Origin of the sequence: Rufibacter roseolus (genome assembly GCF_017916365.1) — a bacterium.
Taxonomy (GTDB): domain Bacteria; phylum Bacteroidota; class Bacteroidia; order Cytophagales; family Hymenobacteraceae; genus Nibribacter; species Nibribacter roseolus.
In genome coordinates this window covers 156,106-174,950 of the sequence record NZ_JAFMSU010000002.1, presented here as the reverse complement: position 1 = coordinate 174,950, position 18,845 = coordinate 156,106, and the positions used below count along the sequence as shown (strand labels likewise).

The 18,845-nt window shown below is 53.8% G+C and carries 12 protein-coding genes; 1 reads left to right on the top strand and 11 read right to left on the bottom strand.

Annotated elements, in window-relative coordinates; genetic code table 11:
- Nucleotides 1-93 precede the first annotated feature (93 nt).
- The 6 genes from J3P35_RS09685 to J3P35_RS09660 all read right to left on the bottom strand — a co-directional run bounded on the left by J3P35_RS09685 (nucleotide 94) and on the right by J3P35_RS09660 (nucleotide 9,089).
- A complete protein-coding gene (locus J3P35_RS09685; protein ID WP_210464379.1) occupies nucleotides 94-2,307 on the bottom strand; it encodes a S9 family peptidase in 2,214 nt (737 codons plus the stop codon).
- Nucleotides 2,308-2,467: 160 nt separating this feature from the next.
- On the bottom strand, nucleotides 2,468-4,240 hold the full coding sequence (locus tag J3P35_RS09680; RefSeq protein WP_210464377.1) for a DUF885 family protein: 1,773 nt from the start codon (nucleotides 4,238-4,240) through the stop codon (nucleotides 2,468-2,470).
- Between the two features lie 90 nt (nucleotides 4,241-4,330).
- Entirely contained in the window at nucleotides 4,331-5,578 is a 1,248-nt protein-coding gene (locus J3P35_RS09675) for an NAD(P)/FAD-dependent oxidoreductase (protein ID WP_210464375.1), read from the bottom strand.
- A 1-nt stretch (nucleotide 5,579) separates the two neighbouring features.
- On the bottom strand, nucleotides 5,580-6,581 hold the full coding sequence (locus J3P35_RS09670; protein WP_210464373.1) for a 4-hydroxyproline epimerase: 1,002 nt from the start codon (nucleotides 6,579-6,581) through the stop codon (nucleotides 5,580-5,582).
- A gap of 6 nt (nucleotides 6,582-6,587) precedes the next feature.
- Nucleotides 6,588-8,042 carry an aldehyde dehydrogenase (NADP(+)) gene (locus J3P35_RS09665; protein ID WP_210464371.1) on the bottom strand — a complete coding sequence of 485 codons (1,455 nt, stop codon included), beginning with the start codon at nucleotides 8,040-8,042 and terminating at the stop codon, nucleotides 6,588-6,590.
- Between the two features lie 114 nt (nucleotides 8,043-8,156).
- Entirely contained in the window at nucleotides 8,157-9,089 is a 933-nt protein-coding gene (locus J3P35_RS09660) for a dihydrodipicolinate synthase family protein (RefSeq protein ID WP_210464370.1), read from the bottom strand.
- Nucleotides 9,090-9,299: 210 nt separating this feature from the next.
- Between J3P35_RS09660 and J3P35_RS09655 the strand changes: the two genes are divergently transcribed.
- On the top strand, nucleotides 9,300-10,208 hold the full coding sequence (locus J3P35_RS09655) for an AraC family transcriptional regulator (RefSeq protein ID WP_210464369.1): 909 nt from the start codon (nucleotides 9,300-9,302) through the stop codon (nucleotides 10,206-10,208).
- A gap of 70 nt (nucleotides 10,209-10,278) precedes the next feature.
- Here the strand turns inward: J3P35_RS09655 and J3P35_RS09650 are convergent, their stop codons facing one another.
- From J3P35_RS09650 to J3P35_RS09630, 5 genes are all read right to left on the bottom strand, one after another.
- Nucleotides 10,279-12,591 (bottom strand): S9 family peptidase, encoded by a 2,313-nt coding sequence (locus tag J3P35_RS09650; protein ID WP_210464368.1) that lies wholly within the window; start codon nucleotides 12,589-12,591, stop codon nucleotides 10,279-10,281.
- A gap of 109 nt (nucleotides 12,592-12,700) precedes the next feature.
- On the bottom strand, nucleotides 12,701-14,365 hold the full coding sequence (locus tag J3P35_RS09645; protein ID WP_210464367.1) for a M1 family metallopeptidase: 1,665 nt from the start codon (nucleotides 14,363-14,365) through the stop codon (nucleotides 12,701-12,703).
- Nucleotides 14,366-14,499: 134 nt separating this feature from the next.
- Nucleotides 14,500-16,470 carry a glycoside hydrolase family 127 protein gene (locus tag J3P35_RS09640; protein WP_210464366.1) on the bottom strand — a complete coding sequence of 657 codons (1,971 nt, stop codon included), beginning with the start codon at nucleotides 16,468-16,470 and terminating at the stop codon, nucleotides 14,500-14,502.
- 12 nt (nucleotides 16,471-16,482) lie between these two features.
- The gene (locus J3P35_RS09635) at nucleotides 16,483-16,857 is read right to left on the bottom strand and encodes a beta-L-arabinofuranosidase domain-containing protein (RefSeq protein WP_210464364.1); all 375 of its coding nucleotides are present in this window, start codon (nucleotides 16,855-16,857) and stop codon (nucleotides 16,483-16,485) included.
- Nucleotides 16,858-17,238: 381 nt separating this feature from the next.
- Nucleotides 17,239-18,831 carry a RagB/SusD family nutrient uptake outer membrane protein gene (locus J3P35_RS09630; protein ID WP_210464362.1) on the bottom strand — a complete coding sequence of 531 codons (1,593 nt, stop codon included), beginning with the start codon at nucleotides 18,829-18,831 and terminating at the stop codon, nucleotides 17,239-17,241.
- Nucleotides 18,832-18,845 lie beyond the last annotated feature (14 nt).

Here is an 18,845-nt window from a genome sequence, read left to right as displayed (position 1 = left end):
CGTTTTGTTTGCCCAAGGCTTGGCCCGAGCTGTTTTAGGCCTGATTTCTGAAAAACTGCCTTAAAAGGATTTAATCAAAGCTAGTTAGGAAGCCTAGCGCCCACCCGGCGGACAGTACTGCTTCAGGTAATTGGTGAATAAGGTGGCCAGGTGCTGAGAGGTGCCTTCGCCCTCTGAGATGCTGTGCGAGCGGTTGGGGTACGGCATCATCTGGAACTGCTTGTTGTGCTTGATCAACTCGTTGATGAGTTGCTCGGCGTTATTGTAATGCACGTTGTCGTCGCCGGTGCCGTGAATGTAGAGCAGGTTGCCTCTTAGGTTTTTGGCATGCGTGATGGGCGATCCGTTCACGAAATCTTCCAGGTTCTCCTGCGGCAGCCCCATGTAGCGTTCCTGGTAGATATTGTCATAGGTGAGCTGGTTGCCCACGGCCGCCACGGAAATCCCGGTCTTGTAAATCTGGGGATACTGGAACAGGAGGTTGAGCGTAGCCGAGCCGCCGCCGCTCCAGCCCCATACCGCCACGCGGGAAGTGTCTATGAACGGTTGCTTCAGGATCTCTTGCGCGGCCATCGCCTGGTCTTTGATGTTGAGATTTCCTACTTTGCGGTAGATGCTTTTGCGCCATTCTCTGCCCTTCGGTGCCGGAGTGCCTCGGTTATCCACGGAGACGTACACATAACCGTCCTGGGCCATATTGCCGCGGTATAGATTGTTCATGCCGGTGCCGTAAGAATCCAGCACTGTTTGCCCGGCAGGTTCAGTGTAGACCTGGAACACCACAGGGTATTTCTTCTTCGGATCAAAGTTGGTGGGTTTTACCATCCAGGCATCCATTTCCACTCCTTCAGCAGATTTCACCTTGAAAAACTCCACTGGGGAATTGGCTTTGTTGGACTGAGCCAGCGCCTGCTCTACGGCACTGGCACCGCCCAGTGCTTTATGATCTGGCAGGGAAATAGATTCAGAGGCAGGTCTAGTATAATGGTTAGAGAAGCTATGGAAAGCAAATTTGGAGTTGGGCGACACGGCGTACTGGTGCGTGCCCGGTTGCGAAGTCGGGGAAAGCCGCTCCAGTTTGCCTTTGCCGTTCAGCTTCACGCGGTACAGGTATTTCTGGGTGGCGTTTTCCGGCGAGGCCATCACATACACATAGCCTTCCGGCTCGTTCACGTTCACGATGGACATTACGTCATAGGCGCCCTTGGTGATGAGGGTTTCCTTTTTGCCGTCGCGGCTCACGCGGTACAGGTGGCGCCAGCCGTCTTTCTCGCTCGCCCACAAAAACTCTCTCCCGTTGCTCAGCCAGTCCCAGCCGCCGTTGTTGTAATTGCTGTCCCAGGTAGAGATCACGTCAATCCAGGCCTGGTCTTTCTCGGTGTGGATGTTGGTGGCTTTGCCGGAAGCGGCGTTGCAGAGAAACAAACGGCTTTCATTCTGCTTGCGGTTCAGTTGCTGCAGGATGATCTCGTTGGCGTTGGCCGCCCACTCCATACGAGGCACATAATGCTGGCGGGGATCTCCGGGCACGTCCATCCATTTGGTAGCGCCGGCCGCCACGTCAATCACCCCAATCTTATAGGGCGAGGGTGCCTCTCCCGCCGAAGGATATTCTACCGGTAACACTTTGGAATACACGCCATCGGTGAGGTTGAACATGAAATAGTCTTTCACGTCGGAGGCGTCTATCTGCCAGAACGCTATCTTCTTACTGTCGGGGCTCCAGCGGAAGCCGTCGCGACAGGCGAACTCTTCTTCATAGGCCCAGTCAAAAGTGCCGTTGATGCGCTTGCGGGTTCCGTCGGTGGTGAGTGGTTTTACCTGTTGCGAGGCGAGGTCCTCCGCATAAATGTTGTTTTCGCTCACGTACGCCATCTGCTTGCCGTCTGGCGAAAACTTGGCGAACATCAGCGAAGAAACCGGACGACCCGCGCCCAACTGCTGCAGTTTCTTCGTTTGCCGGTCATAGACCCAGTAGTCGCCGCGGGTGTGGTAGCGCCATACTTTCTGGGTATTGGTAAAGAGCAGCACTTTCTGCTCGTCGTCTGAGAAAGCGAAACTGCGCACTTTCAGTGGTTCGGTTTTCCCGGAGGGCACTAACTGTCCTTTCTCCACCAGTACCTGTTTGGTTTTACCCGGCAAGGTATAAGCGGTGATGTTCCCCTCCTCCGGCACCACATAGGTATTCCCTGACTTGAGCCAAAAGACGCCGCCGCGTTGCTGCGCGAAGCCCGGAGCACATAAAACCAGCAGCAGAATGAAGAAGAAGAAAACCGGTTTCCCGGAAGTGTATTGTACCCTGTTCATAGATGGTTGATGATGATTCATCTGCAGTATCGTGTATTTTAGATGAGTCTCCAAGTGGCTGGATTAGACAAACCTTGCTTTCGGGCTACTTTCCTGAAAACAGCCCGAAAACGGGTTTGAAATTGGATGCCGTGGCTTTGGTTTTCCAGCTCTTACTCTTTTATTTTCTGGAAGCGGATTTCCCATTGGCGTTGCCGTAGAAGCGCCAGTTGGAGGTAAAATCTTTGGGCAGTGGCTGGTTCAGCAGAATGGCGCGGACCATCTCAACAGGCATGTTGTTCTCCTGGATGATGGCGTCATGGAACTGCTTGTTCGTCATCTTGCCGGTCTGTACCAGTTCTTTGTGCAGGGCATAGAATTGCAGGCCGCCAATCATGTAGGCCAACTGGTACAGCGGACTGTAGCGGCCCTCAAAGGAGCGGCGCACCTCGCCCTCGGCATTGGCGCGTTCGTGGCCTACCCGGTCAACCAGGAAATCAATGCACTCCTGTGGGGTCCATTTGCCTAGGTGGTAGTTAAGCGAGAAAATGATACGGGCGCAACGGTGCATCCGCCAGAAAAGCATGCCCACGCGGTCCTCGGCGGAGCGCGGAAACTTCTGGTCCCAGAGCTGCATCTCCCAGTAGAGCGACCAGCCCTCGGTCCAGAAGGGCGTGAAAAAATTGCGGTAGGCTTTGTAGCGGTCGTTCATGAAGCCTTGCAGGTGGTGCCCGGCGATGAGTTCGTGATGCACGGTGGCGCGGGAGAAGTGCGGGTTGTTGCCGCGCATGCTCATGAGTTTGTCTTCATGGGCCATGGTGCTGGTGGGGTACGAAATGATGAACGTCTCGCCGCCCAGGAAAAAAGGGTTCACCAACTGCCGCTCAGGGCTCATCATCTGCATGCGCCAGGTTTCCTCGGCCACGGGCGGAATGGTGATCAGGTCTTTTTCCTTCAGGAATGCCACTGATTGGTTGTAGAGATCCAGCATGGCCTCGGGTTGCTTGCCGGCCGGTACGTACAGGTTCTTTACTTTCTCCAGGGCCGCGTGCCAGTCTTTCCCGAAGCCCATCTCCTGCGAGGCCTTCAGCATCTCCTGGTCGCACCAGGCAAATTCCTTGTTGGCGATGTCAATCAGCTCCTCGGGGGTGTAGGGAATCATTTCATACTGAAGCTGCCGGATGAGTTCGTGCTTTCCGATAGGGTTGCCCACGATGCCGCTCTGGTCTATCTTCTGGCCTTTCGCCGGAACCTTGCCTTTTTTCTCCGCGAGGGCCGCATACTGGGTCAGCAGCGTATCTACTTTTTTGTACGGTTCTTTGGTCCACCACGAGAAGCTGGGCTCATAGTCATAGTAGAAGGTGTAGACACTTTTGAGGGCATCCTTCAGATCCAGCGTCACGCCTTGCAGGCAGTAGGCCAGGTCCCGGTCTAAACGCGGCTCAGCCTCCAAAGCGGTTTGGGAGGCTTTGAGGCTTTTCTCGATCAGGTTCAGTTCAGCGGCGATTTTCTGCCCGTCCACGTTGAGGCCGCGGCGGCGGGGTTTCTCCAGGGCGTAGATCTTCTCGGCGAAGGGCACCCATTTGCTGATCTGACTATATTCTTTGGCGGCCACGCCCAGCAGGCGTAACTCCTCGGCCAGGTTCCGTTTGGTGAGCAGGTAGTCTACCCGGCTGCCGGTGTTCAGCTGGTCGTAATTCAGTGTGTTGAGCTGCTGCTGGTATTCCCCGTACAGTTTCTGAAAACGGGCCGTAAACTCCGGCGAGTTCTCCATGAAATAGAAGCGCCGCAGACTCCCTTCATCGGCTTTCAATTTCACCAGAAGGTTGTTTACCTCGCTTGTCTGTTCATACAGCACATTAGGGCTCTGGGCAAAGATGACCCTCGAACCCAGGAGGGTAAATACAACCGGTAAATAGGAAAGCTTCAGGAAGCGAGCGTAACGGTGGATCATGGGTTTGATAAGGCTTAAAGGTCTGGGGTGAACATGGTAAGCGCAGTCAGAGTCACTCGCCTGCCTGGCAGGAAGGAACCTACTAAGATGTTAACTGTACCGGTCAGGAGAGAAGGCGTCAATGCCCACTGATGATTTCCGGTTCATGAGTTCCTCGGTGAGCAACTTGCCGGTGGCCGGGGCCAAACTGAGGCCCATCATGCTGTGGCCGGCGCCAAACAACACATTGTTCCAGCGAGAGGTAGCCCCGATGTAGGGCAGACCATCCGGCGAGCACGGCCGCAGGCCACTCCAGATTTTATCCTTTTCCGGAAAATCGGCTTGAAAACCACCATAGTACTTGGAGATAGAATTGTGGATGCCTTTTACCCGGTTCAGGTTGATGCTGGTGTTATCATTGGTGATTTCCATGGTGCCGCCAAACCGGACCTGCTCCCCGAAAGGCGTCACCGCCACCCGGGCCTCGGTGAGAATGGCCGGGCGCTGAATGGCGGGGGAATTTTTGGTGAGGAAACTGTAGCCTTTGCCGCCCAGCATGGGCATGTTGATCTTGAGTTTGCGGGCCACCTCACCGGCCCAGTTACCAGCCGCAATGATGACCTGGTCTGAGGAAAATTCTCCTTTGTCGGTGATGACGGAGGTGACGGTTCTACCGGAGGTGGCAAAGTCCAGCACCTCGGCGTGGCGCACGATCTTCACACCTTTCTTTTCTAAGTGCCGCACCAGGTAGGCGTGCAGTTGCGAGGGATTCAAATGGGCATCGCCGGGGAAAAAGACCCCGCCGCGCACATCCATGCCGGCATGCGGTTCCAGTTGCTTCACCTCGTCCGGCGACAGGATCTCGGTTTCCAAACCGTGCTTGCGGGCCAGGTGCGCAAACTCTACTTCCTCGTGGGCTGCCTCCTCCGATTTATACAGCATCAGCAGGCCTTTCTCCTGGAAACCTACCTCCGGCGAGTTGTGCTTACCGGCAAAATCAACGTACAGGTTTTTGCTGTACAGACTCAGGTTCTTCAGGTACGGGATGCTGTATTCCACGTGCTTTTTGGTGGCCGCCTTGTAGAAAAGCAGGCACCACTGCGCCAGGCGCAGATCCAGCTTGGGATGGATGTAAAACGGGCTGGTGGAGGAAAGCATCCATTTCATTCCTTTGGCGATGATGCCCGGCGAGGCCAGCGGCACGATGTGGCTGGGCACGATCATGCCGGCATTCCCGATGGAGCAGCTGTTAGACAAATCTCCCCTATCCAGGATGGTGACCTCAAAGCCTTCTTCAGACAAATAGTACGCGGTAAAAAGGCCGATGATGCCGCCCCCCACAATGGTAACTCTACTCATATCAAATCACTTGGAATCCGTGAACATAAGGGTCTTCATCATCAAAGAAGATGGTGTTTAGCCCTGTAACGATGGCCCAACCTTCAATGCCGGGCAGAATGGCGGGTTTGCCGGCAACCGTGGTTTCGCCCTCAATGGTGCCGTTGAAGATGGACCCGATATAGCTTTCATGCACAAACACATCGCCGGGCTTCAACTTGCCTTTGGCGTACCACTGGGCCATACGCGCCGAGGTTCCGGTGCCGCAGGGCGAGCGGTCAATGGCTTTGTCGCCGTAGAACACCGCGTTGCGGGCGGTGGAGGTAGGTTGCAGGGTATCGCCGGTCCAGAGGACGTGACTCATGCCTTTGATGGTGGGGTTCTCCGGATGCACGAAGCTATATTTCTCATTCATCCGCTCCCTTATCACCCGACTCCAGGAAATGAGTTTATCGGCGGTGAACTCCTGCAGACCGGGGAAGTTCTCCTGCGGATCAATGATGCCGTAAAAGTTTCCGCCGTAGGCCACGTCAATTTTCAGCTCGCCTAAGTCCGGGCATTCTATCGTCAGACCTTCGGCTTCCAGATAGGAAGCCACGTTAGTCAGCTTCACCGATTTTACCTTTTTGCCTTCTTGGGTGTATTGAATTTTCACAAGGCCGGCCGGTGCCTCCAAACGCAGTTCGCCGGGTGTTTTGGGTGTAATCAGGCCCTCTTCAATGGCAATGGTGACGGTTCCGATGGTGCCGTGACCGCACATGGGAAGGCAACCGCTGGTCTCAATGTATAAAACGGCGACATCGTTCTCTGGGTCATGCGGCGGGTACAGAATGCTCCCCGACATCATATCATGGCCGCGCGGCTCAAACATGAGGCCTTTCCGGATGTAATCAAATTCCTGTAAGAAGTGCTGGCGCTTTTCGCTCATGTTGGCGCCCTGCAAAACGGGTCCGCCCCCGGCTACCAGGCGCACGGGGTTCCCGCAGGTGTGGGCATCAATACAGAAGAAGGTTTTTCTTGCCATAAAGGGTTAAATGGGGTCTTTGGTGAACTGTCCATCCACGGTACGCCAGATGGAAAGGGGGTTCTGATCTTTTAATTCATCGGGCAGCAAGTCCTGCGGCGCCGATTGGAAAGTAATAGGCCGGGCAAACCGTTTGATGGCGTTGGTACCCACTGACGTGCTGCGGCTGTCTGAGGTAGCCGGGAACGGTCCGCCGTGGGTCATGGCCGGGCTTACCTCCACGCCCGTCGGTACGCCGGAGAACAACAGCCTACCGCATTTCTCGCGTACCGTGTCTACCAGGTTTCCGGCAGCTGCTAATTCAGTTGTAGTTCCCCAGATTGTACAGGTGAGCTGGCCCTGCAGTACTTCGGCCGCCTGCTCCAGTTCTACCATGTCATTATAGGTCACCACCAGGGTGAACGGCCCGAAAACCTCTTCCTGCAACGCGGTGTTTTTAAGCCACTCCTGCACGTTGGTTCTGGCTAAGGCGGCGTGGCCGGTCAAGACATCTTCCTCCGCCGTCACTAGGGTTTCCACACCGCTTTCGGTCAACAGCCTGGTCAAACCCTGGTAGTAGTTGCGGGAGATACCTTCATGCAACATTTTGTCGCCGGCAGATTCACCTAGTTTTTGGGAAAGTAGGTCTAAAAAAGCTTCGGTGGTTGTGGACTGCGGATAAAACACCAAGCCCGGACAGGTACAGAACTGCCCTACACCCTGCAACACAGAGGCTGCCGCCTGTTCTGCCAAAGTAGTGGTTTCAGCTTCCGCTTTCTCGGGCAGCACGAAAATCGGGTTAATGCTTCCCATCTCGGCATACACCGGAATAGGTTGCTCACGCTGACAAGCCTGGTCAAAGATGGCTTTGCCGCCTTTGTAAGAACCCGTGAACGCCACCGCCTTGGTTTTAGGATGCTTTACCAGTTCCTGCCCCACCTCAATGCCGCCACTTACGTGCTGGAAAAGCCCAGCGGGCAAACCGCATGAACCCAGCGCCTGTTGGATGGCCCCGAACACCATTTGGGAGGTCTTGGGGTGCCCCGGATGCTCTTTGTACACCACCGGACAACCGGCCGCCAATGCCGAGGCTGAGTCTCCTCCGGCGGTGGAGAAAGCCAAGGGAAAATTGCTGGCCCCAAACACCACTACCGGCCCCAGCGGGAAAAGCATGCGGCGCAAATCCGGTCTGGGCAGGGGTTTTCTATCGGGCAGAGCGGGGTCAATGGTGGCTTCCAGCCAGCCGCCCTGCTCCAGCAGATCGGCGAAGGCTTTGAGCTGGTTCATGGTCCGGCCCCGCTCCCCGGTAAGGCGCGCCAAGGGCAGATTGGATTCCTGGCTGGCTACTTGTAACAGCTCCTCACCTAAACTCTCAATTTCCGTGGCAATGGCCCGCAGAAAGTTGGCTTTTACCTGGGCGGGTGTTTTTTTGTAGGTATGGAATGCTTCCTCGGCGGTTTGAAGCACCTGGTCTAGCGACATGCTTGGCATTAATTATCCTCCGTTTAAATGAATACTAGTCCTTTCGGCGCAAGCCATCTTACCAGATGGCCCTATAAAGCCTAAGCCTATGTGCATGCACATAGGCTTAGGCTTCTACAAGGATATAAGTTCTTTTTCTGTTTTAAAGTCAGGCAAAACCGGACGGTTCTCCAGGGCCTCATGGATGATGGCCAGCACTTGCTCACGCTCTGCGCCTTCCAAGGGCAGGCGGGGCTGCCGTACGGCCTCGGTGCCCAGGTTTGTGCAGACTTCGGCCAGTTTAATGTTCTGCACCAGTTTAGGATGCACATCCAGTTCCAGCAGCGGATAGAACCACCGGTTGATTTTCACGGCTTCCTCTAAGCGGCCGGCTTTTACCAGTCGGTAAATGGCCACGGTCTCAGCGGGGAAAGCGCAGACCAAACCGGCTACCCAACCTTCGGCACCTAGTACCAAACTCTCCAAAGCCAGGGTATCCACGCCGGAAAGGATCTTGAACCTATCTCCGAAGCGGTTCTTCATTTTGGTGATGTTGCCTACCTCGCGGGTAGATTCTTTTACTGCCTGAATGTTCTCCTCAGAAGCCAAGTCTTCAAACATATCCAAGGTTACCTCAATGCGGTAATCAATGGGGTTGTTGTAGATCATGATAGGAAGCGGCGTAGACTGGGCAACGGCCTTAAAATAGGTCACAGTCTCCCGGGCATCGGCTTTGTAACGCATAGGGGGCAGCAGCATGAGTCCGCTGGCCCCGTTTTTCCGGGCTTCTTCGGCCGCCTGAATCGCCTTGGCAGTAGACTGCTCGGCTATGTTCATCACCACGGGCACCTTGCCGTCTACAAACGCAACGGTTTCCTTTACCAACGTTGCTTTTTCCTCATCTGTTAAGGTGCTGGCTTCCCCTAGGGTCCCTCCTAATATGATCCCGTCCACCCCGGCATTCAGTTGAGCCTCAATGTTGCTCAGAAACGCAGGTATATCAAGTCTGTCTTGCTCCGTGAACTTGGTGGTGACAGCAGGGAAAACTCCTTTCCATTGTACATTCATGGCGTGCTTTTTTAATGTTACTGTATTTGATTTTATGATTTCTAAACCTGTATAAGAGCTTAACAAAACTACCCTATCGGGTTTGAAGGGAATTCCTACATTTTACCCATTGGTGATACAAGATTATCAATTGGACTGCTTGTACCGATTTATCAATTATGTTAGTTAAATTTAAGTACGTTCTCCTTTTTCTTTTTCTTTACCCAGACCATGAAACCCCTACATTTCAAAATCCCGAAGACGTCAGGCGAATCCGTCCGGATTCAGTATGACGAACAGCGCCATTTCTATGAGAACCTGCATTTCCACCCAGAACTGCAGATCATGGTGATTTGTGAAAGCACCGGAACCCGTTTCATTGGTGACAGCATTGGTAACTTCAATGCCGGCGACATCATTGTCCTGGGCTCTAACCTGCCGCACGTATTCCGGAACGATAAAAGGTACTACGAACCAGACTCTGAGCTCAAAGCCAAAAACATCTCGGTCTTTGTGGACCTTGCGGCTTTTGAAGATAATCTTTTCTCCCTTCCTGAGGCGCACGCGATCCAAAAATTATTACTCAACAGCAAGCGGGGGTTACTTATAGAAGGAGAAACCCGGGACAAGGTATCAACCCTGATCCAGGACATGCGCGCCATGAAAGGGTTTGAGCGCATCATCCAGGTGCTCATCATTCTAAACCTTCTCTCCCACTCCCATGAACTGGAAATGCTGTCCTCGGTGGGTTTCAACGCGAACCTCAACGAATCTGATAACCGCAAGATCAATGATGTCTTCAACTACATCATGAACAACTTCACCGAGGACATCAAGCTCAGCGATGCCGCCAATGTGGCCAACATGAGTGTGAATGCGTTTTGCCGCTATTTTAAGCAACACACCCAAAAAACATATTCCCAGTTTCTGAACGAAATCAGGATTGGCCACGCCTGCAAGCTCCTGATTGAGGACAAATGGAACATCCGGGAGACGGCTTTTGAATGCGGGTATGACAACATCTCCTATTTCAACCGCCAGTTCAAAGACATCACCAACTTCACCCCTACTGAGTTTGTGAAGCTCCACAACACCAAGTTCACCAGCGACTTTTCTCTGATGGAAACAACCCAGGTGTAAAGCTTGGACAATAGCCTAAGCCACCTGGCGATTTCTGTTTAAGGGCTGTTTTTGGGTTTTCAGGCGCAAATCAGCTTTTAGCCTTTTCCTGGCCTTTTATCTCCCAGGCAGGCGGATCTATGCCCAGCAGGTGCTTCACGAAGAAGTCGCGTCGCTTGTGCTCCCCGTATTCCCCTCCGGACGAGTGGCCCATGCCGGGTACCATCAGGAAGTCAAAGTTCTTGTTGGCTTTGATGAGTGCATCTACCAGTTGCAGCGTGGAGGCTGGATCTACGTTATCGTCCAGTTCGCCTAAGATTAGCATCAGTTTACCCTGTAGTTTGTGGGCGTTGACCACGTTAGAGGAGGCAGCGTATTCCGGCCCGATGGGGAAGCCCATCCACTGCTCATTCCACCACATTTTGTCCATGCGGTTATCATGGCAACCCGCCGAAGAAACCGCTACTTTGTAGAACTCCGGGTGGAACAGCAGGGCCCCGGCCGAGCTCTGTCCTCCAGCGGAAGTTCCGTAGATGCCAACCCGGCTCAAGTCCAAAGACGGATATTTCTGGGCGGCAGCCTTCATCCAGGCAATGCGGTCCGGGAAGCCCGCGTCTTTGATGTTTTTCCAGGCAACATCCTGAAAAGCTTTGGACCGGTTAGAGGTACCCATGCCGTCAATCTGCACCACCACAAAGCCCAGCTCCGCGAGTTCCTGCATGTGCCGGGCGCCGGAGTTAAACGTCTTTGGCACAAACGCACTGTGCGGACCGGCGTAGATGTATTCAATAACCGGGTAAGTCTTGGCAGGATCAAAGTTGGTGGGTCGCACCACAATGCCCCAGATATCGGTTTGCCCGTCGCGTCCCTTGGCGGTAAATACCTCCGGCGCTTTCCAGCCAGATTTGGGTAGTTCAGAGGCATCGGCTTTCTCCAGTTCCATCACCACTTTTCCGTCGGTGGCGCTTCTGAGCACCGCTACCGGCGGACTATCTACCCGCGAGTAATTGTCCACGAAATACTTGAAGTCTGAAGAGAAAGTGCCGGTGTGGTGGGCGTCTTCCTTGGTGAGCGCCGTGAGGCCGGAGCCGTCAAAGTTCACCCGATAGTACTGCACCAGGTAGGGGTCTTGCCCCGCTTCGCGGCCGCTGCCTTCAAACAGAATGCTCCGGTTTTTCTCGTCTACGTGTACCACCTCACGCACAACCCAATCGCCTTTGGTGATCTGGTTTTTGACCTGGCCAGTGGCGCCGTCAATAAGGTAGAGGTGGTTCCAGCCGTCGCGTTCCGAGGCCCAGATGATTTCCCTCCCATCGGCTACATCCTGCCGGAACTTCTTGCCGCTGTAATCAATAAAGGTCTTGTTTTCTTCTTTGATCAGGTCCCGCACCTTGCCCGAGGCAGCATCTACCTCCAGCACTTTGTAGGCCTGGTGCCCGCGCTGGTTGTACTCCACCGTGAATGCCCGTCCATCTTTCCGCCAGCTAGGATTAGAGAGATCATACTGCTGCCCCACCCCGAAGAGCGACGGATCAACAGCCACCTGCCGTTTTTCCTCCACCAGGAAAAGCTGCGGAGCTCTCTGCGGCAGCGCATCGCCGGGCTTCAGGTAATTGCGGGTATGTAGTTTGGGCTGCAACTGATCTAAAGGCGAGGACTCAATCAGGTACAGTAAATGCTCCTTGTTGGCCCTCACCCGGTTAGTGGCCAGTTTTTTTGAGTCCGGGGACCACTCCAGGAAGGAAGAATAGTACTCCCCCGCCGAGCCATCGAAGCTCAGTTGATGCTCCACTTTTTTGTCTTTCACCGAGCGGATGTAGACGTTGTGGTTCTTGATCAAGGCTTCCCATTGTTTGTCAGGCGAGAGCACCGGCTTGTTGCCTTGGTCACTCCAGCGGTCACCCCAATAGCGGTTGTTTTGCTCTTCGGCTTTGCCCAGGTTCTGCAGTTTGTAAGAGCCCAGGTTGGTTCGCCACTTCGTTCCTTCGGCTACAAATTCCATGGCTTTGCCGTCTTCCACAAAGGTGATCTCAGTAAAGGGCAAGTTGTAGGAATCCAACGTTTTACCTAAAGCCGCCGACAGTTCTTTCGCTAGTTTCTGCTGATCGAAGGCAGGTTTTTTGGACCGTTTTTGGGCGTTGACCAGCATAAATTCTTTTCCTCTGGGCGTCTGTCGCACATACCAGAAAGACTCCTTCCCCTTCTCCCAACTAAAACGCGACGGCGCATAGTACACCTTGGTATTCATGGCCACCTTCAACTTCTCTGCCCGTTCATAATCTGCCTTGGTTCCCTGCGCCTGCACAGCGCCAGAACCCAGAAGCACAAGGGCACAAACCAGAACCTGTTTCAGCGCAGCGGAATACCCACTAGGTGAGATTGTAAGGCGGGGGAAAAGAAGCATGGTTGGATGTTTTTGGTGGATATGTATGGCAATATGTATCTGATATAATCAATTTTTGTTCAGCATATTAGCACGTCCTGATACCATATTAGCAGACCTACCGAACAACCTAGATACTTTCCTTGCGGGAGGACTCCACGTAGAAATTAGGGTCCAGGGTAAGCTCCGTGCCGGGTTTCATGCCGCTGAGTTCTTTCCAGGTGGTCACCGGCTCCAGCCATTTCTCCTTGCCGTTTAGGTACACTTTCACGGGCAGGTTGAACCCGGCGACGGTGTGGCTCCAGCGGTACTTGAGGGTGTTGCCGGCGAGTTGGTACTCCAGTTTGGGAATCCGGATGTCACGGAGGTACTGGTTGAAGAAAGGTGTGAGGTCACGGCCTACTTTCTTGCTCAGGTAGTTCTCAATCTGCTGCGTGGTGACGGTCTGGTGGTAGAATTCTTTGTTCAGGCCCCGCAGGATGTTGCGCCATTTGGCATCATCATTCACCACCTGCCGAAGCGTGTGCAGCATGTTGCCGCCTTTGGGGTACATGTCGCCGGAGCCTTTGTGGTTCACGTGGTATTCGCCAATGATAGGCTGCTTGTTCCCGATGCCGGCCCGGGTCCCGATCACGTACTCGCTGCCAGCTTTCTTCCCGTAATAATATTCCACAAACAGGTTCTCAGAGTAATTCGTGAAACTCTCGTGAATCCACATGTCCGCGATGTCTTTGTAGGTGATGTTGTTGGCGAACCACTCGTGCCCCGATTCATGGATGATAATGAAATCGAACTTCATGCCCCAACCGGTGGAACCGCTGGGATCTTTACCCCGGTAGCCGTTTTTGTAGCCATTGCCATAAGTGACGGCGCTCTGGTGTTCCATGCCGGTGTAAGGCACCTCAATCAGTTTGAAACCGTCTTCATAGAACGGGTACGGCCCGAACCAGTGCTCAAATGCCTTGAGCATTCGGGGAGCGTCTTTGAACTGCACTTTGGCTTTCTCCAGGTTCTCTTTCAAGACATAATAGTCAAGATCCAGCAGGCCTTTCTCACCCTTGTATTTCTCAGAGAAGTGCACGTAATCCCCGATGCTCAGGTTCACGCCGTAGTTGTTGATGGGATTGGCCACAAACCAGTGGAAGGTTCTGGTGCCGTCATTATTCTGGGTCATGCCCCGGAGTTTCCCGTTGGAGACATCCATCAGGTTCTCCGGCACGGTGACGCTGATCTGCATGCTGTCGGGTTCATCATACATGTGGTCTTTGCAGGGCCACCACAGACTGGCACCATCGCCCTGGTTGGAGTTCGCCACGAAGGGTTGGCCGTTGGCGTCTTTCTTCCAGGTGATGCCGCCGCTCCACGGTGGATTCTTGCTCACCACCGGTTTGCCGCCGTAATACACCTCCACGGTGTTCACCGCGTCCTTCGTCTGTTTCTGATCCAGCTGCACAAACCAGGCGTTCCCGTCGCGGGTGAAGGTGAGTTCTTTCCCGCTCTGCGTTACTTTCTCAATCTGCATGGGCGGCTGCAAATCCACCTGCAGGCGCTGGTTGGGCGTGAGGACTTTGTAGGTGATGGCGTTCATGCCTTTGATGGTGCTGTCCGCGGGGTTCACCTTCACGTTGAGGTGATAATACGCCAGATCCCACCAGGCCCGCTCCGGGGTGATACTTCCCCGCAGAGTGTCCTGCCGGGTAAACGTTTTGGTCTGGGCCTGCGCGGCGGTCCCCCACAGCAACAGAAAGATGACCGACAAAAACCTGGTTCTCACGCTAAGTGATATAAGATTCATACAAAATTGATAAAGTGTTTGAGGGCCGATTTTCAGAAAACAGACCCAAAACAGGTAAAGCAAAATACAGATGTACACACAAGCTCAGTAATAACTAAAAGCATTCGCCTGAGCCAGCGTGCAGCTACCTTTTATCACTGGGTATAATTCAACATGATGCCGTTGATCCTGGTGGGCAGCCAGACCTGCATGGGGCTTTTGCCGCGGTTGGCCCAGGAATAGTACGGGATGGCGGTGATGGTTTTTCTTTGGGTAACGGTGGACAAACCATCGGCACTTACGGAAATGACTGGTACTTCGGCCTTCAGGGCCACCACGCCGTTTAGGAGCTGTTGGTTGAAAGTAGCCTTAAAACGGGTATCCTCGGGCACCACCATGTTCCAGGCTTCCTGGCCGTTGTCCACGCCTTCCACGCAGTACACCAGCGGCCCGCGTTGCAGCGCGATCCTGTCCTGGTTGTTAGTCAGGCTGTCTTTGGCCACTACCTTTTTTACCTCCATGGGGAAGTCCAACTCCAGGCGGTCTCCTTTTTTCCACTTCCGGTCGATGACGGCGTAGCCCCGCTCCATTTTGTAGGGGATGGCTTTCCCGTTGAGCTTCACCGTGAATTTTGAGGGGGTTTTGTCAGAGAAACGATACAGATCGCCGGGTACGGGCTCACCCTGTACCCAACCCGGAATGCGCAGGTGCAACGTGGCATTGGTGGCTTTGGCCGGATTCACCGTAAGATCCACTTTGCCCTCCCAGGGGTAATTGGTTTTCATCTCCAGCGGCAGGTTCCCGTTGGGGGTATTAAGGTTGGTCTGGCTCCCGATGTACAGGTTCACCCACACCCCGTTGTCGGACTGCGCATAGACGTAATTGCCCAGCGAGGCGATGAGGCGGGAGATATTGGCCGGACAGCAGGCCGTCCCGAACCACTCGCTGCGTTGGTGCTGCCCCCGGGAGGCCAGGGGATTCCCATAGAAGAACCGGTCGCCGCTCAGCGACAAACCATCCAAAGCGCCATTGTAGAGGCTGCGCTCCAGCACGTCTACGTACTTGCTGTCGCCGGTCATGGAGCTCATGCGCTGGTTCCAGAACACCATGCCCACCGAGGCGCAGGTTTCGCAGTACGCGTGCTCGTTGGGGAGGTCATAGTCTTTGGAGAAGCCTTCGTTGCGGCCCGAGGAACCGATGCCACCGGTGATGTACATGTTACGGTAGACCACGTCTTCCCACACGTTTTTCATGGCGCCCATGTAGGCTTCATCGCCCTTCAGGGCGGCTACATCTGCGGCGCCGGTGTACATGTACATGGCGCGCACGGCGTGGCCCGTGATTTCCTTCTGCAGTTTCACAGGCATGACATCCTGGGCGTAGGCAGTGTCTTTCCAATCGGTCCAAGTGTAGCCTTTGGCCAATTTACGGCCGCGCTCCTCCAGAAGCCAATCGGCCAGGTCCAGGTACTTTTTGTTTTTGGTGGTTTTGTACAGCTTCACCAAAGCCAGCTCCAGTTCCTGGTGCCCGGTCACCCAATGATGCTTGCCCGGCCCGAAAAGCGAGGCGAAATGATCGGCGAATTTGGTGGCCACGTCCAGGAGCTTGCGCTTGCCGGTGGCCTCATAGTACGCCACGGCCGCCTCTATGAGGTGCCCGCCGTTGTAATCCTCGTGCATGCTCATGTCGGTCCAGCGCTTCTCGGGGAACTGGAGCGTGTAGTAGGTATTCAGATAACCGTCGGGCTGCTGGGCCTTGGCGATGAGGTCAATCCACTGATCGGCCTTCTTCTCCAGCTCCGGGGAAGGTTTGTTTTTGATGGAATAGGCAATCGCCTCCAGGGCTTTGTAAACATCGGAGTCATCGTAGAAAATGCCCTTGAACTCACCTTTCTTCAGGCCCGCCATGATCTCGAAGTTCTGAATGCGGGGCGTTTTCACCTCGGTTTGCTCAATACAGACCGGAATGGTGACGGTGGCCACCTGGTCAATGCGGGGCTTCCAGAAGGCATCGTTGATGGTGACTTGGGAGAAGTTCACTGGCGCGATGTTCCTGATGCCGCCCTGCGCGAACGCCCCCGTCTGTACGAGGCAAATGGCCAGTAGACTAAGTAGGTTTTTCTTCATTTTAGGGGTCTTTTACAAAAAACAGCGCATAAACACCGCATACTGCATGGCGCATGCATAGAGGTAATGCCCCAAACTATGCCCGGCCAGGCCCGAGGACTCCCAGCCGCCGTACTTAGCCGTCTTTGGTTTGAGACCGGCGTGAGCCCGGAAATCAGACAGCAAGCGGTCAGGCTCAACCTTCAGGAGGTAATCGGCGTCTGCGTTCATGGCCTCCTTGAAAGGACTTTCCAAGAGTTTCACGTCCTGCAGGTTGAACGCGTAAGCCTTAATGCCAACCACCGGCTTGACCTGCATCTTGGTGTTGTTCCACTCCGGAACATAGGATTGGGCCTGCGCGGGATTGAGGGAGATCAAACTACCAAGAGTATAGGCAGAATAGACCATTTTTTCATTTCGCTCATAAAGTTGGGGTCTTACTTGATGATACTGAAATCGTTGAGGGCAATCGCTAGTACAAAAAAGGATTTACCGCCTGCTGGAATGACTGACTTTGGGTGTGCGGGTCAGGGCACTTTCTTATATCTGAAGGATAGTTTTGGGCCTTTTTTCAGAAAAACGCGCTTAAAACGCATCGCTCCTCAAATCTTCTTCTAATGCAATAAACATTATAAACCTTAAAAGAAGCTTCAGCATGTTAGCCAATGGTAATACTATGTTAACAGCGGCTTATTAAACGGGAGGAGAGGAAAAGAAAACTGCCCATCCTCACCCCTGTTTCCAGAAGGTTTAAATGAGCAGTTCCTCAACAAACAAACCAATTACGCTTTAATATCCAGGGTTTTGGGCCAGTTTAGGGTTCTTATTGATCTCTTCGGCGGGGATGGGGAACAGGGCTTTGCTAGGGCTGCTTGGGCTATGGTTAAACCAGGCTTTTGTGCCAAATACCCCGAAACGGATCAAATCTTGTCTGCGGTGCGCCTCTGCCGCAAACTCCCATCCTAGCTCATCCAACATTCTCCCGAACTGGATATCGGCACCACCGCTTCCGGGGCCAGAAAGCACGTTGCCGTTCTCATCCTGAAGACCGTACTCATAGGTACTGCCCTGCTTCAGGTCATCGCCGGTCACAGTAGCTTTTGCTGGATTGGTATCCCGGAAAGCGCGCTGGCGCACTTGGGTCACTAACACGGCTGCTTCATCGGCGCGGCCCATGCGCAGCAGGCTTTCTGCCTTCATCATGAGCACATCGGCGTAGCGCAGCATAGGGAAGTCATTGTCCAGGGCTCCGGTGGCTCCTTCCTTGATTTTATACTTCCCAATGCGGTAGCCCTCGTTTGACTCGGTGGCAGCCATGCTAGGCATCAATTTCACATAATCAATGGCGATAGCGCCAGTGGTCGCATTTTTCTGTGGTCCCATGATCCAGGTGTCTTTCAGGCGGCCATCCTGCGCATCATAGGTGTCTATGAACTGCGGTACGGCGGCGTTGCCTCCCCAAGGGCCAGCCTGCATTTTGTACACGAATCTACTGGCAGGGTCCAGCGTTTTCATATGGACAATATTTCCCTGACCGTAAATTTGGTCATATGGAATGGCAAAGATGATCTCTGGTGAATTCTGGTTCGTGTAGGTGAAGACATCTGAGTAGTTGGGATCCAAGGAGTACTTCTGGCTACTGATAATTTCATCGGCCTGCTGGATACATTTTTCCCACTGTGTCGTGCCGGTGTACACCCCGGCATTAAGATAAATCTTTGCCAGCAAGGCTTTCACTCCCCACTTGTTCAACTGGCCATAGGTGGCTTTAGGATCGTCGCTCAAGAGGTCCACTACTTCCAAAAGCTCCTTTTCCACGAATTCGTATACCTGCTGGCGGGATTTCTGTTCGGGCAACTCGGTGTTATTAAAATCGGTCACTATGGGTATATTTCCATGGTTATCCAATAACAGGTAATAGGCAAATGCCCGAGCGGCTCTTAGTTCTGCCACCAACGCTTCTTTCCCACTTTCCATGGCTATCTGCCCGGCCTCAATCTGCGCCAGTACGCGGTTGGCTTGGGTGATGCTCCGGTAAGAGCTTAACCAGGTATTCTGGGGTTGCCATTGCAGCGGGGTCCAGGTGTGGGTGTGCATCCTGAGGTAGGTACCACCGTCATACCAGCCGTTAGGACGAGCCGGTGTGGCAATGGCATCTGCGCTTTCTTCCTGCAAATCAAAGTATCCTTGCCAGCCCATCATTAACCCCCTAAAAGAGGCATACACTGGCGCGATGATGGCTGGGATGTCTTTTTCAGTGGGCTTAAAACTGGAAGCCAAAACCTCTGAGTAAACCTCTTCATCCAGGTTGGTACAGGAACTGATAGCGCCTACTGCCCCTAAGGTGGTAGCCAGGGTATATACTATTAATCTCTTTTTCATGATTGTGCTCTTAA